General features: G+C 73.7%; 21 protein-coding genes and 3 pseudogenes. 15 read left to right on the forward strand and 9 right to left on the reverse strand.

From position 1 onward, the window contains the following. Positions 1-19: 19 nt before the first annotated feature. The 4 genes from ABZ937_RS24250 to ABZ937_RS24265 all read left to right on the forward strand — a co-directional run bounded on the left by ABZ937_RS24250 (position 20) and on the right by ABZ937_RS24265 (position 4,003). Positions 20-709 (forward strand): DUF4232 domain-containing protein, encoded by a 690-nt coding sequence (locus ABZ937_RS24250; protein WP_361695139.1) that lies wholly within the window; start codon positions 20-22, stop codon positions 707-709. A gap of 200 nt (positions 710-909) precedes the next feature. Continuing rightward, a complete protein-coding gene (locus ABZ937_RS24255) occupies positions 910-2,148 on the forward strand; it encodes a hypothetical protein (RefSeq protein ID WP_361695141.1) in 1,239 nt (412 codons plus the stop codon). Between the two features lie 84 nt (positions 2,149-2,232). Next, entirely contained in the window at positions 2,233-3,486 is a 1,254-nt protein-coding gene (locus tag ABZ937_RS24260; RefSeq protein ID WP_361695238.1) for an SLC13 family permease, read from the forward strand. A gap of 31 nt (positions 3,487-3,517) precedes the next feature. Beyond that, positions 3,518-4,003 carry a universal stress protein gene (locus tag ABZ937_RS24265; protein WP_361695143.1) on the forward strand — a complete coding sequence of 162 codons (486 nt, stop codon included), beginning with the start codon at positions 3,518-3,520 and terminating at the stop codon, positions 4,001-4,003. A 1-nt stretch (position 4,004) separates the two neighbouring features. Here the strand turns inward: ABZ937_RS24265 and ABZ937_RS24270 are convergent, their stop codons facing one another. From ABZ937_RS24270 to ABZ937_RS24280, 3 genes and pseudogenes are all read right to left on the reverse strand, one after another. Continuing rightward, the gene (locus tag ABZ937_RS24270; protein WP_361695145.1) at positions 4,005-5,858 is read right to left on the reverse strand and encodes a ricin-type beta-trefoil lectin domain protein; all 1,854 of its coding nucleotides are present in this window, start codon (positions 5,856-5,858) and stop codon (positions 4,005-4,007) included. Positions 5,859-6,136: 278 nt separating this feature from the next. After that, positions 6,137-6,571, reverse strand: a pseudogene (locus ABZ937_RS24275) (AraC family transcriptional regulator); the annotation flags it as partial. 741 nt (positions 6,572-7,312) lie between these two features. Then, positions 7,313-7,648 (reverse strand): annotated as a pseudogene (locus ABZ937_RS24280) (AraC family ligand binding domain-containing protein); the annotation flags it as partial. A gap of 62 nt (positions 7,649-7,710) precedes the next feature. Here ABZ937_RS24280 and ABZ937_RS24285 point away from each other — a divergent pair. Then, complete coding sequence (locus ABZ937_RS24285) at positions 7,711-8,532, forward strand: phytanoyl-CoA dioxygenase family protein (protein WP_361695147.1); 822 nt, start codon at positions 7,711-7,713, stop codon at positions 8,530-8,532. An 18-nt stretch (positions 8,533-8,550) separates the two neighbouring features. Here ABZ937_RS24285 and ABZ937_RS24290 read toward each other — a convergent pair whose 3' ends face one another. After that, positions 8,551-9,519, reverse strand: coding sequence for an aldo/keto reductase (locus ABZ937_RS24290; protein WP_361695149.1), 969 nt, complete (start codon positions 9,517-9,519; stop codon positions 8,551-8,553). A gap of 139 nt (positions 9,520-9,658) precedes the next feature. Here ABZ937_RS24290 and ABZ937_RS24295 point away from each other — a divergent pair, with 139 nt between their 5' ends. Continuing rightward, a complete protein-coding gene (locus tag ABZ937_RS24295; protein WP_361695151.1) occupies positions 9,659-10,510 on the forward strand; it encodes an endo alpha-1,4 polygalactosaminidase in 852 nt (283 codons plus the stop codon). A 138-nt stretch (positions 10,511-10,648) separates the two neighbouring features. Then, the gene (locus ABZ937_RS24300; protein ID WP_361695153.1) at positions 10,649-11,503 is read left to right on the forward strand and encodes a hypothetical protein; all 855 of its coding nucleotides are present in this window, start codon (positions 10,649-10,651) and stop codon (positions 11,501-11,503) included. 55 nt (positions 11,504-11,558) lie between these two features. On the opposite strand, the gene ABZ937_RS24305 is transcribed toward ABZ937_RS24300, so the two are convergent. Together ABZ937_RS24305 and ABZ937_RS24310 are read right to left on the reverse strand one after the other, a co-directional pair. Further along, a complete protein-coding gene (locus ABZ937_RS24305; RefSeq protein WP_361695240.1) occupies positions 11,559-11,759 on the reverse strand; it encodes a ferredoxin in 201 nt (66 codons plus the stop codon). Between the two features lie 18 nt (positions 11,760-11,777). Then, positions 11,778-13,007: a cytochrome P450 gene (locus ABZ937_RS24310; RefSeq protein WP_361695155.1), complete on the reverse strand. Its 1,230-nt coding sequence runs from the start codon at positions 13,005-13,007 to the stop codon at positions 11,778-11,780. A gap of 195 nt (positions 13,008-13,202) precedes the next feature. Here ABZ937_RS24310 and ABZ937_RS24315 point away from each other — a divergent pair, with 195 nt between their 5' ends. Continuing rightward, positions 13,203-13,652 carry a nitroreductase family deazaflavin-dependent oxidoreductase gene (locus tag ABZ937_RS24315; RefSeq protein ID WP_361695157.1) on the forward strand — a complete coding sequence of 150 codons (450 nt, stop codon included), beginning with the start codon at positions 13,203-13,205 and terminating at the stop codon, positions 13,650-13,652. Positions 13,653-13,731: 79 nt separating this feature from the next. Here ABZ937_RS24315 and ABZ937_RS24320 read toward each other — a convergent pair whose 3' ends face one another. Beyond that, a complete protein-coding gene (locus ABZ937_RS24320) occupies positions 13,732-14,754 on the reverse strand; it encodes a cation diffusion facilitator family transporter (protein ID WP_361695159.1) in 1,023 nt (340 codons plus the stop codon). A gap of 98 nt (positions 14,755-14,852) precedes the next feature. Here ABZ937_RS24320 and ABZ937_RS24325 point away from each other — a divergent pair, with 98 nt between their 5' ends. Both ABZ937_RS24325 and ABZ937_RS24330 read left to right on the forward strand, forming a co-directional pair. Beyond that, the gene (locus ABZ937_RS24325; protein WP_361695161.1) at positions 14,853-15,869 is read left to right on the forward strand and encodes a glutathione S-transferase C-terminal domain-containing protein; all 1,017 of its coding nucleotides are present in this window, start codon (positions 14,853-14,855) and stop codon (positions 15,867-15,869) included. Positions 15,870-15,897: 28 nt separating this feature from the next. Next, positions 15,898-16,200: a DUF4235 domain-containing protein gene (locus tag ABZ937_RS24330; protein ID WP_361695163.1), complete on the forward strand. Its 303-nt coding sequence runs from the start codon at positions 15,898-15,900 to the stop codon at positions 16,198-16,200. Between the two features lie 31 nt (positions 16,201-16,231). On the opposite strand, the gene ABZ937_RS24335 is transcribed toward ABZ937_RS24330, so the two are convergent. Both ABZ937_RS24335 and ABZ937_RS24340 read right to left on the reverse strand, forming a co-directional pair. After that, entirely contained in the window at positions 16,232-16,696 is a 465-nt protein-coding gene (locus ABZ937_RS24335; RefSeq protein ID WP_361695166.1) for a pyridoxamine 5'-phosphate oxidase family protein, read from the reverse strand. A gap of 32 nt (positions 16,697-16,728) precedes the next feature. Continuing rightward, positions 16,729-17,460 carry a helix-turn-helix domain-containing protein gene (locus ABZ937_RS24340; RefSeq protein ID WP_361695169.1) on the reverse strand — a complete coding sequence of 244 codons (732 nt, stop codon included), beginning with the start codon at positions 17,458-17,460 and terminating at the stop codon, positions 16,729-16,731. Positions 17,461-17,585: 125 nt separating this feature from the next. Between ABZ937_RS24340 and ABZ937_RS24345 the strand changes: the two genes are divergently transcribed. The 5 genes and pseudogenes from ABZ937_RS24345 to ABZ937_RS24365 all read left to right on the forward strand — a co-directional run. Further along, positions 17,586-19,088 (forward strand): APC family permease, encoded by a 1,503-nt coding sequence (locus ABZ937_RS24345; protein WP_361695171.1) that lies wholly within the window; start codon positions 17,586-17,588, stop codon positions 19,086-19,088. A gap of 19 nt (positions 19,089-19,107) precedes the next feature. Continuing rightward, positions 19,108-20,736 carry an amidohydrolase gene (locus ABZ937_RS24350; protein WP_361695173.1) on the forward strand — a complete coding sequence of 543 codons (1,629 nt, stop codon included), beginning with the start codon at positions 19,108-19,110 and terminating at the stop codon, positions 20,734-20,736. Between the two features lie 75 nt (positions 20,737-20,811). Then, complete coding sequence (locus tag ABZ937_RS24355; protein WP_361695176.1) at positions 20,812-21,174, forward strand: DUF1304 domain-containing protein; 363 nt, start codon at positions 20,812-20,814, stop codon at positions 21,172-21,174. Next, entirely contained in the window at positions 21,171-21,734 is a 564-nt protein-coding gene (locus ABZ937_RS24360) for a TetR/AcrR family transcriptional regulator (protein WP_361695178.1), read from the forward strand. The genes ABZ937_RS24355 and ABZ937_RS24360 overlap by 4 nt, the downstream gene beginning before the upstream one ends. A 149-nt stretch (positions 21,735-21,883) precedes the next feature. Then, positions 21,884-21,967: pseudogene (locus ABZ937_RS24365) on the forward strand (TetR/AcrR family transcriptional regulator); the annotation flags it as partial. Positions 21,968-21,977: the final 10 nt, after the last annotated feature.

Raw genomic sequence — 21,977 nt, forward strand, 5'->3', positions numbered from 1 at the left:
CCCAGGAGTGTTGAGCGACATGGTGTACGAACCCCGGTCCGTGCGGCACGGGGCCCTGCTCGTCGGCACGGTCGCCGTGCTGGGCCTCCTGACCGCCTGCGGCAACGGCAGCGACGTCCACGGCAACCCCCCGATCACGGCCTCCGGTACGGCGGCGCCCGCACAGGACGGCAAGAGCGGCGCGGCGTCCCCCACGGAATCCGAGCCGGCCGGCGCCGCCTCGTCCTCCGCCCCGGAGGCGACCGTCTCCGCGGGCGGCGGCGCGACGAAGGCCACCACGGCCGCCGCGAGTTCCCGCTGCCACACCTCCGAGCTGCGCGCCTTTGTGGGCCGCAACGACCCGGGCGCCGGCCAGGAGAACTTTCCGTTGGTCCTCACCAACGGCTCCGGCCGGACCTGCACCCTGCGCGGGTATCCGGGCGCGGCCTTCGTGAACTCCTCCGGCGGCCAGCTCGGCGCCGACCCCAAGCGGGAACCGGGCTCCCCGGTGACCGTCACGCTCCGGCCCGGGCAGAGCGCCTGGGCCGGGCTGACCTTCTCCAACCCGGAGATCAGCGGGGCGAAGCCGGCCACACCGGCCGCGCTGCTGGTCACCCCGCCGGACGAGCGGGACCCGCTGAAGGTGACCTGGTCCGGCGGACAGGTGCCGGTCTCCGGGAACTCCTCGTCCGTCCGGCTGTCGGTGCTCAGCCCCGGCACCGGTCCCTGACCGGCGCCCCCTCCACGCGAACCCCGCTGCCACCACCCCCGAGGCAGCGGGGTTCGTCATGTCGGCGCCACAACTGTCACAGGACGGCAACAGGCGCCGCCGGCCCCGATCTTTCCCCGGCCTTCGGTCATCGAACCCGGTCGACCGCACGGCGAACAGGCCCCGCGGGGGCCATGACCAGGGAATCGGGGAGACGGAAGATGAGCGGGATCTCACGCAGGCGGGTGCTGACGGCGGGGGCGGCGGCGGGTGCCCTCGGGACGCTGGCCGCCTGCTCCTCCGGCACCGGCCTCTCGGTCGGCGGACCGGAAGCGGCGGACGGCGAGGGCACCGCGCAGGCCCGGCCGGTGAAGCCGATCGGCGACGGCTCCACCGCCGACACGGGCGCCCAGCCGCACCAGCCGAAGCCGCAGCGGCTGAAGGCGGGCGAGCGGCCCCCGCAGTTCGTGGTGTTCTCCTGGGACGGCGCGGGCGAGGTGAGCAACAAGCTGTTCTCCCGGTTCCGCAAGGTGGCCGCCGACCACGGCGCCGGGATGACGTTCTTCCTGAGCGGCATCTACACCCTGCCCGAGTCCAAGAAGCACCTCTACCGGCCGCCGCAGCACCCGGTCGGCGCGTCCGACATCGGCTACCTCGCCGACCGGCACATCCACGCCACGCTCCAGCAGGTGCGCGCTGCCTGGCTGGAGGGCCACGAGATCGGCACCCACTTCAACGGGCACTTCTGCGGCGCGACCGGGGTGCGCAACTGGTCCCCCGCCGAGTGGCGCAGCGAGATCGACCAGGCGGTGGACTTCGTCACGAAGTGGAAGACCAACACCGGCTTCACCGACCTCGAACCGCTCCCCTTCGACTACCGCAAGGAGCTGATCGGCGGCCGTACCCCCTGCCTGGAGGGTCAGGCCAACCTGCTGCCCACCGCCGCCGCGCTCGGCTGGAAGTACGACGCCAGCTCCTCCGGCGGCCTGCAGATCTGGCCGGGCAAGGTGCAGGGCGGCCGGATCTGGGACTTCCCGCTGCAGTCCATACCCTTCTCCGGGCACTCCTTCCAAGTGCTCTCGATGGACTACAACATGATGTACAACCAGTCCGGCGGCAATCCGCTCGGCGACCGCGCGCAGTACGACGCCTGGCGCGCCCAGGCCCGCGACACCTACCTGGCCGGCTTCCGCCGGGCCTACGAGACCAACCGGGCCCCCTTCTTCGTCGGCAACCACTTCGAACGCTGGAACGGTGGCATCTACATGGACGCCGTCGAGGAGGCGATCGGGAAGATGGCCGGGTACGACGACGTGCGCTTCGTGTCCTTCAAGCAGCTCGTGGCCTGGCTGGAGGCGCAGGACCCGGCGGTGCTGCGCAAGATGCGCACGCTCTCGCCCGGGCAGTCGCCCACGGGCGGCTGGGCGGAGTTCCTGGGCGCGGCGGGCAGCCGGTCGTAGCAGGACGCCCAGAAGTCGTCCGTTCTCCCGGGCGGGTGTTTTCATGGGCGGGAACCCAGTGATCGATTCCGGAAGGAACCCGCCCTGAACACTCCGCTCGCCGAAGCCCTGTCCGCCGTCCTGCTGGTGGCCGTGCTGGCCTGGGCTGTCGTACGGCCGTTCGGGTGGCCGGAGGCGGCGCTGGCCGTGCCCGCCGCCGGGATCGCGGTCGCCACCGGTGCGATCTCGCTCGACCACGCCCGGGCCGAGGCGGAGCGGCTCGGCCCGGTGGTCGGGTTCCTGGCGGCGGTGCTGGTGCTCGCCCACTTCTGTGACGTGGAGGGGCTGTTCCAGGCGTGCGGGGCGTGGACGGCCCGGTGGGCGGGGGGCCGTCCGGTGCGGCTGCTGACGGCGGTGTTCGCGCTGGCGTCGGCCATCACCGCCGTGCTCAGCCTGGACGCGACGATCGTGCTGCTCACCCCGGTGGTCTTCGCCACGGCCGCACGGACGGGCGTACGGCCCAAACCGCATGTCTACGCCTGTACGCACCTGTCGAACACGGCGTCGCTGCTGCTGCCGGTGTCCAACCTGACGAACCTGCTGGCGTTCGCGGCGAGCGGGCTGAGCTTCACCCGGTTCGCGGCACTCATGGCGCTGCCGTGGCTGGCCGCGATCGGCGTCGAGTACCTGGTGTTCCGGCGGTTCTTCGCCCGGGACCTCGCCGCGGCGGCCCCGGCCGGCGGGGACACCGGCGAGGCTCCCGGCCTGCCGCTGTTCGCGCTGGTGACCGTCGCCTGCACACTGGCCGGGTTCGTGGTGGCGTCGGCGTTCGGCGTGGAACCGGCCTGGGTGGCCGCCGCGGGCGCGCTGGTGCTGGCCGGGCGGGCGCTGGCGCGGCGGAAGGCGACCCCGCTGACCGTCGTACGGGCGGCGGCCCCGGCGTTTCTCGCGTTCGTCCTGGCGCTGGGGATCGTGGTGCGGGCGGTGGTCGACAACGGGCTCGCGGACGTGCTCGGGCATGTGATGCCGGACGGCACCGGGCTGCCCGCGCTGCTCGGCACCGCCGCGCTGGCGGCCCTGCTGGCCAATCTGATCAACAACCTGCCGGCGGTGCTGGTCCTGCTGCCGCTGGCGGCGCCCGCCGGGCCGGGTGCGGTCCTCGCCGTGCTGCTCGGCGTGAACATCGGTCCGAACCTCACCTACGCCGGGTCGCTGGCCACGCTGCTGTGGCGGCGGATCGTGCACCAGCACGAGCACGACGTGGACCTCGGGGAGTTCACCCGGCTCGGTCTGCTCGCCGTGCCGTCCTCCCTGGCCGTCGCGGTGGTGGCACTGTGGGGGTCGCTGCAGGTTCTGTAGCGGTGCGCCGGAACGGAAGGAGGCGGCGGGGATGCGCGTGATCGCCTGGCTCGTGGAGGGCACCTGGCCCGCCTGTGTGGACGCCGTACGGGCCCATGCGCCGGACGACGCCGAGGTGGTGCTGCTCCATGTGAGCGGACCCGAGGTGCCCGCGGTGGCCCACGGGGCCTTCGCCGGGCTGCTCGGACGGGGTCACCCGGAGAGGGATCCGGGTGACCGGCTGGAGGAGCTGGGCACCGGTTCGGCGGCGGCTCTCCTGGACGCCGCCGCCCGGCGGCTGGGCCGGCCCTGTGTCCGCGAGGAGCGGTCGGGCCGGGTCGAGCGGGAGGTGGTGGCCGCCGCCGAGGGGGCGGGGCTGCTGGTGCTGGCCCGGGACGGGGACCGGTCCCGGCTCGGGCCGAAGAGCCTCGGCCCGCACGTCCGGTTCGCCGTCGACCACGCGCCCTGCCCGGTGCTGCTGGTGTGGCCGGAACCGGCCCCGGCGCTGGGGACGATCCCGCCCCCGCCGCCGCACTGACTCAGTGCCGGTGGTGCCCGCCGCCCCCGGTGCGCCCACCGCCGCCCCATTCGCAGTACTCGGGGTACATCGTGCACGGGTCGGCGGTGACGGTCGGCGAGGGCGACGGGCCGGTGGTGGTGCTCTCCGTCGGCTCCGGGCTCGGCTTCGGGGTCCTGGACGGCGTGGGGGCGGCCGGCTCGGACGTCGCGAGGGGGGCGCTGGGGGCCGGTGCCGCCGGGACGGTGTCGCGGTCCCAGTTGACGTTCTCCATCCGCAGGTCCGCGTGGGCCGTGTCGACGGCCCAGCGCTGGGCGGTGCCCGCGGCACGGTTCTTGAGGACGAGGGCGCCGGAGCCGTCGGTGGCGGCCGGGGTGAGGGCCAGCTTCCGGTTCGCCTGGGGTACCAGGGCGCCCTGGAGGGTGAGGTCGTAGCGGATGTCGCGGGCGGCCTCGCCGGTGGCCGCGCAGGGGGCGAGACGCACCGAGTAGCCGAGGTGGGAGTCGAGGCACAGGTCGGGGGCGGCGGCGTTGCGCAGCAGCCCGTCGGTCTCGTACGTCCACTGCTGGCTCGCGGTGGCGGCGCAGGTGGTGAGTTCCGTCTCGGCGTCCTGGACGGCCTTCTCGCCGACGACACCGACGCACAGCCCGGAGGCCAGGTTGCGCAGTCTGCCGCGCAGGACGCCGCCCTGGGCCGCGGCGTTCGACCCGGCCCAGGACGCGCCCGGGGAGGCCGCGTCCTCGCCCGGCGTCCGGGAGGGCGTGCCGGCGGCGCCGGGAGCCGGGGCGTCGCCGGGGCTGAGCACCGACCACAGCACCAGCGGCAGGACGACCAGACCGCTGACGATGCCGACGGCCAGGGCGAGATTGCGGCGCCGGACCCGCCGGGCGGCGCGCTGGGCGGAACGGCGGGAGACGGGTGCGGGTGCGACGGGCTCGGCGCCGGCGGGGGATGTGCCCGACGGGGCGGGGGCGGCGGGTTCGGCCGGTGCGAAGGCTTCCCCGCCCACCGGTACGACGGCGTCCTGGCCCCCGAACGCGATGTCGGCGGCGTCCGGGGCCGGTGCGGCGGGCTCCTCCGCGCGGGCCGCCCGGGACTCCACGTAGCCGCGGGCGCCCCAGCCCAGGACCGCCTCGGCGAGCGCGAGGCCCAGGCCGTCGTTGAACCGGGCGAGTTGGCCCGCGGTCCGGCCGCAGTGGGCACAGCCGGCCAGGTGCTGCCGCAGATCCGGGTCGATGTCGGTGCCGCCGCGCCGGAAGGTGACGTCGAGCATGCGCAGATAGCGCCGGCACTCGCCGTCGGGGGCGAGTTCGCGGTGCGCCTGCAGGCACTCCTCGCGCAGCCGCGCGCGGGCCCGGTCGAGTTCGACGGCGATGTCCTCCTCGCCCAGGCCGAGCAGCGCGGCGGGCACGGCCGGCGGTTCGGCCTCGACCTCGATGTGCCACAGCACGGCGCGGGAGGTCTCGGGCACCCGCTGGAAGGCGCGGGACAGCAGCCGCCGGTCGTCCGGCGGGAGCATCCGGGCCGCGGCCCGCTCGCCGGTGCCGTCGCCGGAGCGCAGCTCGGGGTGGAGGAGTTCCTGGCGGCCGTCGGTGTCCCACTCGGCCGCGATCCGGCGGACGGCGACCAGCACGTGGGGCCGCCAGGCGGCGGTCGGGCCGGACTGCCGGAGGGACGCGCCGAAGAGCCGGGTGAAGGCGGCGGTGGTGAGCATGCCGGCGGCGCGCGGTCCGTCGGTGCACAGCCGGGCGTAGGCGAAGGCCGCCGCCCAGTGCCGGTCGAGGAGTTCGCCGACGGGGTGCAGCGCGGGTGACGCCCCCGTCCACTTCTTCAGTTCGGCGCTCAGTCGCTCGTCCGACGGGCCTGCCTCGGTCACGGCCGCACTCCTCCAGACGCAATACGGGAATTAGTCCATACCAATCGGTATGGGGAGGGCATGAGGCAGCTCGAACGTCCACCTGAGGCGGCTCTTTTGAAGCGTGGGGGGTGTACGGGAGCGGCCTGGCGCATACAGAGGGAATGTATTTGCCTGCGCGCCGACAGCGCACACTTTCGCACAGCCGAACACGACCGAACAAGGGATCTCCCGATTCTCGGGATTCCCCGCGAAAGATTCTTCATTGACTTTTCGTCAATGGCGGCCGATTCTCCCTTTCACTGCCGTTCGCCCGCCCGGTATGCGCCGGGCGGGACCCCGTACCGCGCGCGGAAGACGCGGCTGAAGTGGAAGGGGCTCGGGAATCCGGAGGCGGCCGCCACCCGTTCCACCGTCAGGTCGGTGACCTCGAGCAGCCGGGCCGCGTGCCGCAGCCGGGCCTCGCGCACGGCCCGCATCGGGGACCACCCGGTCCGCAGCGTGAACAGGTGGGCGAAGCGGGACGGGGACAGCGCGACACTCGCGGCGAGCGAGCGGACGGTGTGGGGGGCGCCGGGGTCGGCGGCGATCAGCTCCTCGGCGCGCCGCACGCGGGCGTCCGCCCCCGCGTCGGCCGCCGGGTCCCGGGCCCCGGCGACGGCGAGCAGGACGACCTCCTCCAGGGCGCACAGCGCCAGTTCACAGGCCAGACTGCCGTGCGCGACGGCCACCGGCTCGGGGCTGTACGCCACCGGCTCGGGGTTGTGCGCCACGGGCTCCGGGTTCTGCGCCAGGGTCGCCGATTCCGGGCCGTGCGGCGCGCCCCCTGATTCCGGGCCGTGCGGCGCGCCCCGTGATTCCGGGCTGGGCGCCACGGGCTCCGGACTGTCCGCCACGGTCACTGGTTCCGGGCTGGGCGGCGCGCCCCCTGATTCCGGGCTGGGCGCCACAAGCCCCGGACTGTCCGCCACGGTCACTGGTTCCGGGCTGGGCGGCGCGCCCCCTGATTCCGGGCTGGGCGCCACAAGCCCCGGACTGTCCGCCACGGTCACGGATTCCGGCCCGTGCGACGCAACCACCGATTCCGGACTGTGCGCCACGGGCTCCGGCCTGTGCGCCACGGTCACTGGTTCCGACCCATGCGGTGCAGCCACCGGATCCAGCCCGTGCGACGCAACCACCGGATCCGACCCATGCGGCGCAGCCACCGGATCCAGCCCGCGCGGCGCAACCACCGGCTCCGACCCGCGCGACGCGACCCACGATCCCGGCCCGCGCAGTGCCACCACCGGATCCGGCCCGCGCGGCGCAACCACCGGATCCAGCCCAGGCGATGCGACCACCGGATCCACTCCCGGCTGTGCGCCCCCGGTCGGCGCGAGGGAGTCCGTGAGCATGCGGGTGAACGCGGCCTCGATCCGGGCCCGGAGGGCGTCCGGCACGGACGCGACGGCGTACAGGCCGTCGGCGATCGCGTGCGGGCCGAGCCAGGGCGCCCAGGCCGGCCGGGCCTGGCAGTGCACCCACCAGAACCGCCACCGCTCGGCGTCCGGCGCGACGGCGTAGCGGTGGCCGACGCCGGGGGCGAGCACCACGAGGTCCCCGGCGCCGGCCCGGGCGCGGGCGGTGCCCTGGCGGAGCAGGCCGCACCCGTCCGTGGTGAAGGTGAACAGCCAGCTCGCCGATCCCCGCGGCCGGTTGACGCCGTAGCCGGGTCCCTGGTCGTAGCGGCCGGTCACCACCAGGCCGGGCGGCGGGGACGGGTCACCGGGGGCAGCCGTCCCGGGCAGCTCCTCAGCACGCACAGGCATCCTTCCCTCCGTCGTACCGGCCTAGCGTGGCGGCGGTTCCCAGCGGACACGAGGAGCGGATCATGACAGCCACGGATCACGGCGCCGCCGGTGCCCCCATCCTGCCCGAGGCACTGCGGCGCGGCTTCGAGGAGGACGGATTCACCGTCGTACCCGGCCTGTTCGGGCAGGACGAAATGGCGCGGCTGCGTGCCGAGTTCGCCGCGCTGCACGCGGCCGGTCCGGTGCCGGGCCGCTTCGCGCCGGAGCCGGACCACCCCGACCCGCTGCGCCGCCACCCGCGGGTGATGCAGCCGCACGAGTTCAGCGCCGTGGCCCGGGAGTTCCTGCTGGACGCGCGGCTGCGGGCGGTGCTGGAGGAGCTGTTCGGGGAGGAGGTGCTGGCCGCGCAGAGCATGTTCTACTTCAAGCCGCCGGGTGCGCGCGGGCAGGCGCTGCACCAGGACAACTTCTATCTGCGGGTCGAGCCGGGCACCTGTGTGGCCGCGTGGGTGGCGTGTGAGCCGGTGGACCGGGACAACGGCGGCCTCGAAGTCGTCCCGGGTACGCACCGGATGGACCTGTTCTGCCCCGAGACGGCGGACGCGGAGCTGTCGTTCGCCCGGGAGTACGTGCCGCCGCCGCCCGGGCTGACGCCGGTGCCGGTGGATCTGGCGCCGGGTGACGTGCTGTTCTTCAACGGCAGCCTGGTGCACGGCTCGGGCCCCAACCGCAGCGCGGACCGCTTCCGGCGCACCTTCATCGGGCACTACGTGGGCCGTTCGGCCCGGCGCATCGGCGGCTACTACCGGACGCTGACGATGTCGGGCGCGCGGGTGGCGCTGGCACAGAGCGAGGGCGCCGGTCCGTGCGGCACGGAGTTCGCACCGCACGGACCGCACTGAACGGACCGCACCGACCGGTCAGTGGCCGCTGATCGCCCGCGGGGTGTAGGGCTGCTCCAGTTCCTCGATCTCCTTCTCGCTCAGCTCCAGTTCGACCGCGGCGACCGCGTCCTCGATGTGGTGCGGCTTGGCCGCGCCGACGATGGGCGCGGCCACCGTGTCCCGGTGCAGCAGCCAGGCGAGGGCCACCTGGGCGCGCGGCACGCCCCGGTCCTCCGCGATCCGGGTGACGGCCTCGACGATCGCCCGGTCGCCCTCCAGGTACAGCCGGCTGCCGAAGTTGTCGGCGGAGCTGCGTTCGGTGACCGTGCCCCAGTCCCGGGTGAGCCGGCCGCGGGCCAGCGGGCTCCACGGCAGCACGCCGACGCCCTGGTCCGCGCAGAGGGGCAGCATCTCCCGCTCCTCCTCCCGGTAGAGCAGGTTGTAGTGGTTCTGCATGGACACGAACTTCGTCCAGCCGTGCCGCTCGGCGGTGTACTGCGCCTTGGAGAACTCCCACGCGTACATCGAACTCGCCCCGATGTAGCGCACCTTGCCCGCCTTGACCAGGTCGTGCAGCGCCTCCATCGTCTCCTCGACGGGGGTCGCGTGGTCGTAGCGGTGGATCTGGTAGAGGTCGACGTAGTCGGTGCCGAGCCGGCGCAGGCTGTGGTCGATCTCGCTCATGATGGCCTTGCGGGACAGGCCGGCGCCGTTGGGGCCGGGGCGCATCCGGCCGTTCACCTTCGTGGCCAGCACGATCTCGTCGCGGTGGGCGAAGTCCCGCAGGGCCTTGCCGACGATCTCCTCGCTGGTGCCGTCGGAGTAGACGTTCGCGGTGTCGAAGAAGTTGATGCCCGCCTCCAGCGCCTGCCGGATGAGCGGGCGGGACGCCTCCTCGTCGAGGGTCCACTCGTGCGTACCGCGGTCCGGCAGCCCGTAGGTCATGCAGCCCAGACAGATCCGCGAGACGTCCAGGCCCGTCGAACCGAGCTTCACGTACTGCATCGTTGCTGCTCCTGCCTTCGGGACGATGGTCACGAGCGAGCCTACGACCTGACTCCGGGCCGATTTGACGAGTGGAACACACGGGCGATTTGATCCTGACACGTGCCGCGCCGCCCGGCGTGGGCAGGATGGAGTGGACTTGCCCCCCACGGGTGTTCTCCGCGCCTCGGGGTCGCGTACGGCCCTGGGCGCCTTGTCGGCGGCCCTGATCGTCGCGGTGTCCGCCCTGGCCGGCTGCGGGTCCGGCGAGCGGGAGAAGGACGGTTCGCCGAAGCCCACCGCGGTGCGGCTGCCGCCGCGGGGCGCCGGCTTCGACTACCAGATCGGCGGCTCCTATCCCCCGCCCGCCGGCGTGCGGATCGTCAGCCGCGACCGGTCCGACTCCCCCGCCCCGGGCCTGTACAACATCTGCTACGTCAACGCCTTCCAGGCCCAGCCCGCCGAGCGGTCCTCCTGGCCGGCCGACCTGCTGCTGCGCGACGCGCGCGGCAGAACCGTCATCGACGAGGACTGGGACGAGCCGCTGCTGGACATCCGTACCCCGGCCAAGCGGGACCGGGTGGCGCAGCGGGTGAACCGCTGGCTCGACGGCTGCGCGGACAAGGGCTTCGACGCCGTCGAGCCGGACAACTACGACAGCTACACGCGCTCGCGGGGGCTGCTCACCGCGGCCGACGCGACCGCCTTCATGACCCTGCTCTCCCGGCACGCGCACGCCCGGCACCTGGCCATCGGACAGAAGAACACCGCGGAACTGGCCGGGCGCCGCGAGGAGGCGGGGCTGGACTTCGCGGTGGCGGAGGAGTGCGGGCAGTACGACGAGTGCGGGGTGTACGCGAAGGCGTTCGACGACCGGGTGGTGGACATCGAGTACACCGACGGCGGTCTGCGCGCGGCCCGCGCCCGCTGGGGCGACCGGCTGAGCATCGTCCGCCGGGACCGGGACGTGACCACCCCGGACAGTGCCGCGTACGTCCGCAAGGCGCGGTAGCGGGGCAGGACCGCCCGGGAGGGTTGCTGCCCTCAGGTGATCGTCCGGCGTGGGAGCCGACGGATCGTCGTACGGTCGTCTCATCCTCGGCGCAGACGACCGGCGCCGGGCCGGTCTCGGCCGCCCGGGAGGAACACGGTGCCGACACGTCCCACCACTCTGAGAGCCCTGGCCGGGGCTTTTGTGCTGCCTCTGGCCCTCGTCACTCCCGCCTGGGGGCAGCCGGCACAGCACGCGCCGGCCCCGGAGGCGCCCGGCATGCTGTGCGCGGTCGCCGGCACCCTGCGCGGTGACCACGGCGAGCAGGCCGTGGTGAGCCTGTGCACGGGCAGCGGCAGCCCGCAGCTGACCGTCTCGGCCCCGGCCACCTGCGGACGCGCCGGCGTCCGGGTCCGGTTCAGCTGCCGCACCGAGGGCACGTGGACGGCCCGGCGGGCCGGCCGGAGGCCGGTGACCGGCACACTGCCGGGCACGGGCGACTACGCGGGCCCGGGGACGTACGACATCACCGCCGCCGTGCGTGTGCGCTCCGCGCCCGGGGGCGTCGACCTGGCGGGCACGGTCCAGGCCACCCTGTCGCTGACCGCGCCCGCGGCGAAGGCGACGCACGCCGTCACCGTCGACCGTACGGCCCTGCGGCGGAACGCCACGACCACGCTGACGTACACGATCCGCCGGGACAGCGACGAGGGCGACGGCAACGCGCGGTTCGGGCTCATCGGGGAGGCGGGCACAGGCGTGCGGCTCGCCACGGCCGACGCCCGTTGCGTCAACCCGCTGGTCGGCAGGCACCCGGCGAAGACGCGCCTGTCGCACAGCCTGGACTGCACGCTGACCACGCTCCAGCCGGGCCACCCGGAGAAGGTACGGGTCCGGGTCACCGTCGGGGCGAAGTGCTCCACGGTGGTGTCGAAGCTCGGCTACTGGATGCCGAAGGGGCAGGCGCTGTACACCGGCGCCATGCTGGCCGGGCCGACGCTGACCTGCCGCTAGCGGCTGTCCGGGAGTCCGGCGGTACGGCGGCCGTGGTCGCCGTACCGCCGGTCCGTCAGCCGGTGCGCTCCCGTACGGTGATCGCGCTCACCGGGCAGGCGCGGGCCGCCTCCCGGACCATCACATCGTCCGCGCCGTCCTCGCGGCCGGGGAGCAGGGTGCTGTACCCGTCGTCGTCCTGGGTGAAGACGTTCGGCGCGGCCAGCGCGCACTGCCCGGCGCCGATGCAGACGTCCTTGTCGATATCGATGTCGATGTCCATGAGCAGAGCCTCTTACCACGTCACGGGAAGTTCCAGCATTCCCTGGATCGTGTCGCCGGGTTTGAAGGGGATCTCCTCGGGCGGGGCGGCCAGCCGCAGCCCGGGCAGCCGGGTGAGCAGGGTGCCCAGGGCGATCTCCAGTTCGGCGCGCGCCAGGTTCTGGCCCAGGCACTGGTGGAAGCCGAAGCCGAACGCCAGGTGGTGGCGGTCGGGGCGGTGGAAGTCCAGGGCGTCGGGGTCGTCGTACACGGACGTGTCGCGGTTGATCACCGAGGTGGAGAAGAGCACGCCGTCGCCGGCCCGGATGGTGGTGCCGGCGATCTCGATGTCCTCCAGCGCCAGCCGCTGCAGCCCCTCGGCGATGGACAGCATCCGCATCAGCTCCTCCACGACGGCGGGCAGCAGCGCGGGGTCGGCGCGCACCTGGGCCAGCCGGCCGGGGTGCTGGAGCAGGGTGAAGGTGCCGAGGGAGATCATGTTGGCGGTCGTCTCGTGGCCGGCGACCAGCAGGATGATGGCGAGCGAGACGACGTCGGCGCGCCCCAGGTCGCCCGTGCGCAGCCGCTGGTGGACGAGTTCGTCGAGGATGCCGTCGCCGGGTTCGGCCTCCTTGGCCTTGGCGTCGATCAGCCCGCCGAGGTACTCCTCCAGCCGGTCGCGGGCGGCGACGGTGTCGGCGCCGGTCGGGCCGCGCAGCAGCCTGCGGGACTGCTCCTCGAAGAACTCGTGGTCGGCGTACGGCACCCCGAGCAGGCCGCAGATCACCATCGACGGCACGGGCAGGGCGAAGGCGGAGACCAGTTCGGCGGGTGGCCCCTGCGCGACCATGCGGTCCAGCAGTTCGTCGACGATCCGCTGGATCCAGGGGCGCAGGGCGGTGGCGCGTTTGACGGTGAACGACGGGATCAGCATCCGCCGCTGCCGCTGGTGCTCGGGGTCGTCCACGCCGAGCAGGGCCAGCCGGCGGTCGCGGCCGGCCTCGAAGCGGGGCGAGGGTACGGGGAAGCCGGGGCGGCGGCGTTCGGTGGACAGGCGGGGATCGGCGAGCAGGGCGCGGGCGGTGGTCTGCCCGGTGACCAGCCAGACCTCGCGGCCGTCGTAGAGGGTGACGCGGGACAGGGGTCGTCCGTCGCGCAGCGGGGCGTACCCGGTGGGCGGGTGGTAGGGGCAGGTGCGGTCCTGGGGAAAGGCGACGGGTCCGTCCGGGGCAGCCGGTGCGGTGGTGTCCGTCAGTTCCGTCATGGAAAGACCTCGCAGACGAAGGAAATGCGTCGTGCCGATCTTCATTAGATGCCCGAGGCACCTATGGGTCGACGGTAAGTTCAGCCACTTCAGTGTCCCTCGTCATCTGGCCGAAGCAACGCGGGTCCAGGGGCGGGAACCGGCCGTGTCGACGCCGGTGGCACATAGTGGTGGGACCGAGGAAGGGACGACATCATGCCTCTTGAGGGCGAGTACGAGCCCAGCCCGACGCAGTGGGTGCGCGAGCAGGTCGAGCTGTACGAGAGTTCCGGCGGGACACAGGGGACGACGCTGTTCGACACCGGGCTGCCGGTGATCGTGCTGACCACCCGGGGCGCGCGGAGCGGGAAGATCCGCAAGACGCCGTTGATGCGGGTGGAGCACCAGGGCCGGTACGCGGCGGTCGCCTCCGTCGGCGGCGCGCCCAAGCATCCGGTCTGGTACTTCAACGTGAAGTCCGACCCGCGTGTCGAGTTGCAGGACGGCCCGGTCAAGCGGGACATGCGGGCTCGTGAGGTCACCGGCGCGGAGAAGGCCGAGTGGTGGGAGCGGGCCGTGGCCGCGTATCCGCCGTACGCCGACTACCAGCGCAAGACGTCCCGGGAGATCCCGGTCTTCGTGCTGGAAGACGTCGACGGGAGCTGATTCAGGCCGGGCAGCGGTCCATTTCAGAAAAATCTGTTCCGGGGACGTGTGAACCGGCTTCGTGGCGGGCACTCGTGCGTCAGGCCCCGCCGCGTTCCCCCGTCGCGGCGGGGCTCTCCTGTGCCTCGCCGGCGGGCCGGTCGGTGACGTCCAGGAAGATCTGGTCGGCCTCCGGGAACGTCCGGGCGAGGGACCGTTTGATGCGTACGGCGACCTCTTCGACGTGTTCGCTGTCCAGGCCCGGCACCAGGTCGATGCGGGCGGCGACCAGGGTGGCGTCGAGGCCCATCTTCATGGTGAACAGCGCCTCCACGCTGTCGATCTCCGGCTGCGCCCGCAGCAACGCCCGGATCCTGCCGCTCAGCTCCGGGTCGGCGGCCTCCCCGATCAGCCGGTCACGGGCGTCCCGGCCGAGCCGGTAGGCGACGTAGACCAGCAGCACGCCGATCGCCAGCGAGGCGGACGCCTCCCACACGACCTGCCCGGTCACCATGTGCAGGGCCATCCCGGTCAGGGCGAGGATCACGCCGAGCACCGCCGTGCCGTCCTCGGCGACCACCGTGCGCAGCGCGGGGTCGCGCAGCCCGCCGAGGCCTCCGTCCTGCCCGCGCACCTGGTGCAGGGCCCGCAGCAGCGAGGCGCCCTCGGCGACCAGGGCCACCCCCAGCACGATCAGGCCCGCCACGTAGCCGCTGAACTTCTCCTCGGCGCCGCCGCGGAGGGCCTCGAAGCCCTGGAAGAAGGAGAAGCAGCCACCCATGACGAAGATGCCGACGGCGGCGAGCAGGGACCAGAAGAAGCGCTCCTTGCCGTAGCCGAACGGGTGCCGGCGGTCGGCGGGGCGGCGGCTGCGGCGCAGCGCGGCCAGCAGGAAGACCTCGTTGAAGCTGTCGGCGACCGAGTGCGCGGCCTCGGACAGCAGCGCGGGCGAGCCCGCGAGAACGCCGCCGACGCCCTTGGCCACGGCGATCACCAGATTGGCCGCGAGCGCCACGAGGACGGTGACCCGGGTACGCCGGTCGGCGGTGGCACCGGCCTGGCTCCTGGAGTCCCCGTCGGTGGCGGTGCCGCTGCCGGCTCGCTCCGAGGATGTCCCGCTCATCTATCGCCGACTGCCCCCGACCCGGCGGCTCACACCGTGCGGGCCGCGCGAAACGGGGAACGCGTGGGCCAGGAGGACCCGGGCGGCGAGGAGGAGCCATGGGCGGCGACGGCAACAGGGCCTACGGACACAAGACGTTCACCCGGTCCCGGAGCCACTTCAGGGACCGGATCACCGCCGACGGCCGGGACGGCTGGCCGGTGGAGCCGGGGCGTTACCGGCTGGTGGCCTCCCGTGCCTGCCCGTGGGCGAGCCGGGCCGTGATCTCGCGCCGGCTGCTGGGGCTGGAGGAGTCGCTGTCGCTGGCGATCGCCGATCCGGTCCAGGACGACCGCAGCTGGCGGTTCACCCTGGACCCGGACGGCCGGGACCCGGTGCTCGGCATCCGGTTCCTCAGCGAGGCCTACGACAAGCGGGAGACCGGCTACCCGGGCGGAGTGAGCGTGCCCGCGATCGTGGACGTCCCCAGCGGGCGGCTGGTCACCAACGACTACCAGCGCCTCACCCTGGACCTGGCCACCGAGTGGACGGCCCTGCACCGCACCGGCGCGCCGGACCTGTACCCGGCCGGCCGGCGCGAGGAGATCGACCAGGTGATGGCCGAGGTGTACGAGGACGTGAACAACGGTGTGTACCGGGCCGGGTTCGCCACGCGGCAGAAGGAGTACGAGGAGGCGTGCGCCGGGGTCTTCCGGCGGCTGGAACTGCTCGGTGAGCGGCTGTCCGGACAGCGGTATCTGGTCGGTGACACCCTGACGGAAGCGGACATCCGGCTGTTCACGACGCTGGTCCGGTTCGACGCGGTCTACCACGGGCACTTCAAGTGCAACCGCTGGAAGCTGGCGGAGCACCCGGTGCTCTGGGCGTACGCCCGGGACCTGTTCCAGACACCGGGCTTCGGCGACACGGTCGACTTCGACCACATCAAGCGGCACTACTACCAGGTGCACACCGGTATCAACCCCACCGGCATCGTGCCGCTGGGCCCGGACCTCGGCGGCTGGCTGACCCCGCACCACCGCGAGGAGCGGGGCGGCCGGCCGTTCGGGGACGGCACACCGCCGGGGCCGGTGCCCCCGGGCGAACGGGTGGCCCCCCAGGGGCGGCCCGCATGAGGGCCGTCCGACGAGGAAGTAGTCACACATGGCCAAGAACAAGAAGAAGAAGCTCCCGCTCGTCTACCAGCCGCTCGGATTCGTGCTCAGCTGGGCGGGCGGCGCGCTGGCCGGTCTCGCCTTCCGCAAGGCGTGGATGGCGATCCGGCACGAGGAGGACGCGCCCGACGCCCTGGACCCGGACCGCGGCTGGGGCGAGATCCTGCTGGCCGCGGCGGTCCAGGGAGCGATCTTCGCGGTGGTGCGCAGCGCGGTGGACCGCACGGGCGCGAAGGCCATCGCCCGCTCGACGGGTGTCTGGCCGGTGACGGACAGGACCGGCCGGGACTGACCCCCGACGCGACCGTCCCGGGCCGCCGGATTCAGTCGGCGAGCAGCCACTGCCCGTCGCGCATCACCTCGCGCCCGGGCAGCTCGCCCTCCTCGCGCCAGGCCTGGATCCGCTGCGGGAGGATCCTGAAGTACAGGTAGCGCGTGGCCAGTTGGCGCGGGTCGAAGCCGGTCTTGCCGGCGAAGACCTCGGCGTCCTCCTCGGGCAGGTCCTCGGGCGTCACCGACTGGACGACGCCCTCCACCAGGACGACGTCCCGTGTGGGGCCGATGCCGAGCCGGGCCCGGCCGGTGGCCACCAGATTGCGGCCGGTGGGGCTCTCGGCCGGGGTCGCGATGAGCAGCGTGGCGCCGTCCCACACGAACGACAGCGGTACGAGGTACGGGGCCGCGCCGTCGGGGTCGGCGGTGGCGACCCACACGTCGACGTCGTTCTCCAGCCGGTGGAGGGTGTCCTTCTTGCGCTGCTCGGCGGAGCGGGCGGGGGGCGGGGTCATGGCGTACGGCCTCCTCTGAGTGATCGTTCGGTTCAGTGTGGCCGTGCGTCCCCGGTCCGCGCGCCAAGCTGCTCCAGGCGTGTCCGGGCGGCGGTGAGGAACAGGTCCAGGGCGGCCGGGTAGGAGCTGGTGCGCATGGAGGCGACGAGGTGGCGGGCGCCGGCCGCGATGTGCGGGTGGGTCTCGGCGGGCAGCCGGCCGTAGGTGGTCCGCCAGACCTCCGCCTCGGCCTCTCGGGCGGCCCGGGGCAGGGCGGCGCCCGCGGAGTCCAGGGCGCCGAAGGCGAGAGCCTGGTCCACGAACGCGTGGTAGATCCGCACCGCCTCCGGGTCCGGGAACCCGGCCCGGCGCAGCACGCCGAGGATGCTCTCCACGGCCTGGATCTCCTGCGTGCGGCCGGTGACGCGGTGGGCGCTCAGCACCGCCGCCCGGGGGTGCGCGAGGGCACCGGCGTGCATGCGCAGCCCGAGGTCGCGCAGGTCGGCGACCCAGTCGCCGGTGGGCCGCCAGGACCGCAGGGCACGGCCGATCAGCTCGTCGGCGATGGCGAGCATCAGGTCGTCGGTGTGCCGGAAGTACCGGTACAGCGAGCTGGGGTCGGCGCCCAGGGCCCGGCCGAGGCGGCGCACGGAGAGGGCGTCGGCGCCGTGCTCCTCGATCAGCCGCAGCGCGGTCTCGACGATCAGCTCGGCGGACAGCACGACGCCCTGTTTGGTGGGGCGTCTGCGCCGCCGGTCGGCGGGCGGGACGACACGGTCGCTCATGAGCCCCCTCCCTCGGGTGTGCCCGGCACCTTATGACAACACCGTTGACCTGTGAAGTGCCCGAGCGGTTTCATCTGCGCTCACCGGGGCCCACCGGGCCCCCCGGTGCGAGCGGAGAGCCGGCGATGAGCGAGACCCCCTTCGGTGCGGATCCCCCCGCGCAGCCCGAGCTGCGCAAGTCCCTGAGCCTGCTGGACGGAGTGGCCGTCGCCGCGTCCAGTACGGCCGCGACCACCAGCATCGGCATCGGCCTGGGCGTGACGGCCGGCGTGGTCGGCCTGCGGCTGCCGGCCGTCATGCTGCTGGCGTTCCTGCCGGTCCTCGGCATCGCGGGTGCCTACTCCCGGCTGAACCGGGTGGAGCCGAACGCGGGCAACGGCTACGTCTGGGTGGGCCGCTCGCTCAGTCCGTGGCTCGGCTTCACGGTGGGCTGGGTCACCTTCGTGGCGAGCGTGGCGTTCCTGGCGTACACCACGGCGGTCACCGGCTCCGCGCTGCTTCAGCTGGCCGGGCGGGCGGGGCTGCACCGGATCGGTTCGCTCGCGCTCGACCCGGGCTCGACGGCGCAGACGACAGCGGTGGGCATCGTCGTCCTGGCCGCGGTCACCCTCACCGCGGTGACGGGTGTGCGCACGGCGGCCCGACTGCAGACCTGGCTGCTGGTCTTCGAGTACGCCGTGCTGCTGGGCTTCTGCGGGTACGGCATCGTCACCGGACCGCATCCGTTCCGGCTCTCCTGGTTCGACCCGTTCGCGATCCCTTCGGCGACCGCGCTGGCGCAGGGCCTGCTGCTGTCGGTGTTCTGCTACTGGGGATTCGAGGCCGCGTTCACCGTCAACGAGGAGGTGCGCGACCCACGGGACGCCTCCCGGGCCGGGCTGATCACGCTGGTGACCATGCTCGGGCTGTTCCTGCTCGGCTCGGTCGCCTTCCAGCGCGTGCTGTCCGAGGAGGAGCTGGCCGGGCACGGCGCCGAGGGACTCGCGTACTTCGGGGACCGGCTGGCCGCGCAGCCGCTGGCCGTGCTGCCGCTGGTGGCGCTGATGTTCTCGGCGGTGGCCTCGCTCCAGGCCGGGGTCATCCCGACGGCCCGGGGCATGTTCGCGATGAGCCGGGACCGCACCCTCGGGCCGGTGTGGTCCAGGGTCAGCCCCCGGTACGGGACGCCGGCGGCCGGGACGCTGCTGGTCGGGGCCCTGGCCACGGCGATGGCGGCGGGCGCCCTGGTGATCCCGCGCCTCGCCGACATGATCATGGCGACGGTGAACGCCGTCGGCATCATCGTCTCCCTGTCGTACGCGCTCACCGCGCTCGCGGCCGCCGTGCGCTTCCGCCCGCTGCTGCGCACGGACCGGCGGCAGGCCGTACGGGCCGTGGTGCTGCCCGCGGTCAGCGCCCTGGCCCTGCTGGGCCTCGGCGGCTACCTCTGCTGGTCCTTCTACCGCTCCGCCGACCACTTCGAGGTCAGCGCGGACAACGGCTGGTTCCTGCTGCTCATGCCGCTTGTGATGATCATGTCCGGGTTCATGGTGGCCGCCTGGGCGAAGTGGGTGCGCAAGTCGCCCTACTTCCGCACCGGCGCGGGCACCGACGCGGACTCACCGAAGCTGCTCACGACCTCCAACTGACCGACCATGGAAAGGCATCATGCACGCTGACCTGCTCTTCACCGGCGGCCCCGTCCTCACCCCCGAGGGCCGTACCACCACCGCCGTGGCTGTCACCGGGGACCGGATCACCGCCGTCGGGCACACGGAGGCGCACGCACTGGCCGGGCCGCGCACGGAGGTGGTGGACCTGGCCGGGCGGCTGCTGCTGCCCGGCTTCCAGGACGCGCACGTCCATCCGGTACCGGCCGGGCTCGAACTGTCCCAGTGCGATCTGACCGGCACGGCGACGGCCGAGGAGACCGTGGCCGCCGTACGCGCCTACGCCGACGCGCATCCGGAGCGGGAGTGGATCCTGGGCGGCGGCTGGTCGATGGAGGCGTTCGCCGGCGGTACTCCGACGAAGGAGCTGCTGGACGCGGTCGTCCCGGACCGGCCGGTGTACCTGCCCAACCGCGACCACCACGGCGCCTGGGTGAACAGCCGGGCGCTAGAACTGGCCGGCGTCGACCGGCACACGCCCGATCCGGCCGACGGGCGGATCGAGCGGGACGCCTCCGGCGCGCCCAGCGGCACCCTCCAGGAGGGCGCGATGCAGCTGGTCGGCCGGCTCGCCCCGCCCGCCGGCCCCGCCGACCGGCTGGCCGCGCTGCTGCACGCCCAGCGGCATCTGCACGCGCTCGGCATCACCGCCTGGCAGGACGCCCTGGTCGGCGACTTCCTGGGCATGGACGACCCGGCGCAGGCGTATCGCGCCGCCGCGCAGGACGGTTCGCTGACCGCCCGGGTCGTGGGTGCCCTGTGGTGGGACCGGGAGCGCGGGGCCGAGCAGATCCCCGAACTCGTCGAGAGGCGGGCCGCGTTGAGCGAGGGCCGGTTCCGGGCGGGCACGGTGAAGCTGATGCTGGACGGCGTCGCCGAGAACCACACGGCCGCGCTGCTCGACCCGTACCTGGACCGGTGCGGCTGCGCCACGGCCAACCGGGGCAAGAGCTTCATCGACCCGGAGCGGCTGCCCGCGTACATCACCGAGCTGGACGCGCTCGGCTTCCAGTGCCACTTCCACGCGCTGGGCGACCGGGCCGTACGGGACGCGCTGGACGCGATCGAGGCGGCCCGGGCGGCCAACGGGCCGGGCGACGCCCGCCACCACCTCGCGCACCTCCAGGTCGTGCACCCGGACGACGTGCCCCGGTTCGCGCGGCTCGGCGCCACCGCGAACATCCAGCCGCTGTGGGCCGCGCACGAGCCGCAGATGGACGAGCTGACGATCCCGTTCCTCGGCCCCGAACGATCCGCCTGGCAGTACCCGTTCGGGGCGCTGCTGCGCTCCGGGGCGCGACTCGCGGCGGGCAGCGACTGGCCGGTGAGCAGCCCCGATCCGCTCCAGGGCATCCATGTCGCGGTCAACCGGGTCGAACCGGGCGGCACGGCCCCGGTGTTCCTGCCGGGCGAGCGGCTGAGCCTCGCGGACGCCCTGACGGCGTACACGGCCGGGTCGGCGTACGTGAACCACCTGGACGACACCGGCCGGGTGGCCGCCGGCGCGCTCGCCGACCTGGTGGTCCTCGACCGCGACCCGTTCACCGGCCCCCCGGAGGCGATCGCGGAGACGGCCGTGGCGCTCACCTATGTCGGGGGCGCGTGCGTGTACGCCGCCCAGCGGTGACCGCCCCAGGGTGACTTCCTGGACAGATGTCCGGCTATCCTGGACACCTGTCCAAGAAGGTGAGGTCCGTCGGTCATGGAGATCGTGGCGAACGTCCTGGTCGGCCTGGTGGCCGTCCTGCACGCGTACATCCTGGTGCTGGAGATGTTCCTGTGGCAGAAGAAGCCGGGGCGCGGGCTCCACGGCTTCGGTCCGGAGCTGGCCCGGACGACCGCCCCGCTCGCCGCCAACCAGGGGCTCTACAACGGGTTCCTGGCGGCCGGCCTGGTCTGGGGGCTGATCGCGGCGGACCCGACCGGGTTCCGGGTGCGGGTGTTCTTCCTGTCGTGCGTGGTGGTGGCGGGCGTGTTCGGGGCGGTCACGGCCAACCGCCGCATCCTGTTCGCCCAGGCGCTGCCCGGCGCGCTGGCCCTGGCCGCCGTGCTGGCCGCGCGATGACCCGCGCTCCGACCGAGGACCCACGGGCGGCCCGTACCCGCACCCGGCTGCGCGAGGCGTTGCTCGCCGAGTGCGCCGAACGGCCGCTGGAGCAGGTCGGCGTGGCCGCGTTGGTGCGCCGGGCGGGCGTCGGCCGGGCCACCTTCTACGTCCACTACGACGGTCTGGAGGCGCTGGCGGTCGACGCGTGCGCGGACGTCGTACGGCGGGCGGTGGACGCGCTGCACGCCTGGCGGGGGCGGCCCGATCCGATGGCCGCGCCGCCGGCGCTGCGGGAGTTCTTCGCCGGCCTCGCCCCGCACGCGGCCCTGTACCGGTCCCTGCTCGCGCCGGGCGGCGGCGGGCCGCTCGGCCGGGTGCTGCACCGGGACCTACGGGCCCGCAGCATGGCCGAGCGGGAACTGGCCGGCGCGGCGGACGCCCCGCTGGTCGCCTCGGCCGTGGCCGCGACGTTCGCGGGGGTCCTCGCGGACTGGCTGCACGGACTGCTCGCGGCCGGGCCCGAGGACATCGCCGACCAGGTCTGGCAGTTGCTCGTCGCCCTGCACCGCAGCCGCTGAGCAGTCAGTCGCAGCCGACACCCCGCTCCAGCAGCGGCCACGCCTCCACCCCGGCAGCGGTGCGGACGTACGCGATCCCCCGGTCATCCGTCAGCCACAGACGCCGACCGTGCCGGTGATGTCCGGTGTCCCGCCCGTCGGCGCACCGGCTGCACGGACTGCTCGCGGCCGGGCCCGAGGACATCGCCGACCAGGTCTGGCAGTTGCTCGTCGCCCTGCACCGCAGCCGCTGAGCAGTCAGTC

This window comes from Streptomyces sp. NPDC046727 (assembly GCF_040645635.1).
Lineage (GTDB): Bacteria > Actinomycetota > Actinomycetes > Streptomycetales > Streptomycetaceae > Streptomyces.

What these genes read in the sequence shown, in the direction of transcription:
- ABZ937_RS24250 (WP_361695139.1), top strand. Translation starts at nt 20, where the DNA reads ATGGTGTACGAACCCCGGTCCGTGCGGCACGGGGCCCTGCTCGTCGGC.
- ABZ937_RS24255 (WP_361695141.1), top strand. Translation starts at nt 910, where the DNA reads ATGAGCGGGATCTCACGCAGGCGGGTGCTGACGGCGGGGGCGGCGGCG.
- ABZ937_RS24265 (WP_361695143.1), top strand. Translation starts at nt 3,518, where the DNA reads ATGCGCGTGATCGCCTGGCTCGTGGAGGGCACCTGGCCCGCCTGTGTG.
- ABZ937_RS24285 (WP_361695147.1), top strand. Translation starts at nt 7,711, where the DNA reads ATGACAGCCACGGATCACGGCGCCGCCGGTGCCCCCATCCTGCCCGAG.
- ABZ937_RS24290 (WP_361695149.1), bottom strand. Translation starts at nt 9,519, where the DNA reads ATGCAGTACGTGAAGCTCGGTTCGACGGGCCTGGACGTCTCGCGGATC.
- ABZ937_RS24310 (WP_361695155.1), bottom strand. Translation starts at nt 13,007, where the DNA reads ATGACGGAACTGACGGACACCACCGCACCGGCTGCCCCGGACGGACCC.
- ABZ937_RS24315 (WP_361695157.1), top strand. Translation starts at nt 13,203, where the DNA reads ATGCCTCTTGAGGGCGAGTACGAGCCCAGCCCGACGCAGTGGGTGCGC.
- ABZ937_RS24320 (WP_361695159.1), bottom strand. Translation starts at nt 14,754, where the DNA reads ATGAGCGGGACATCCTCGGAGCGAGCCGGCAGCGGCACCGCCACCGAC.
- ABZ937_RS24325 (WP_361695161.1), top strand. Translation starts at nt 14,853, where the DNA reads ATGGGCGGCGACGGCAACAGGGCCTACGGACACAAGACGTTCACCCGG.
- ABZ937_RS24330 (WP_361695163.1), top strand. Translation starts at nt 15,898, where the DNA reads ATGGCCAAGAACAAGAAGAAGAAGCTCCCGCTCGTCTACCAGCCGCTC.
- ABZ937_RS24335 (WP_361695166.1), bottom strand. Translation starts at nt 16,696, where the DNA reads ATGACCCCGCCCCCCGCCCGCTCCGCCGAGCAGCGCAAGAAGGACACC.
- ABZ937_RS24340 (WP_361695169.1), bottom strand. Translation starts at nt 17,460, where the DNA reads ATGAGCGACCGTGTCGTCCCGCCCGCCGACCGGCGGCGCAGACGCCCC.
- ABZ937_RS24345 (WP_361695171.1), top strand. Translation starts at nt 17,586, where the DNA reads ATGAGCGAGACCCCCTTCGGTGCGGATCCCCCCGCGCAGCCCGAGCTG.
- ABZ937_RS24350 (WP_361695173.1), top strand. Translation starts at nt 19,108, where the DNA reads ATGCACGCTGACCTGCTCTTCACCGGCGGCCCCGTCCTCACCCCCGAG.
- ABZ937_RS24355 (WP_361695176.1), top strand. Translation starts at nt 20,812, where the DNA reads ATGGAGATCGTGGCGAACGTCCTGGTCGGCCTGGTGGCCGTCCTGCAC.
- ABZ937_RS24360 (WP_361695178.1), top strand. Translation starts at nt 21,171, where the DNA reads ATGACCCGCGCTCCGACCGAGGACCCACGGGCGGCCCGTACCCGCACC.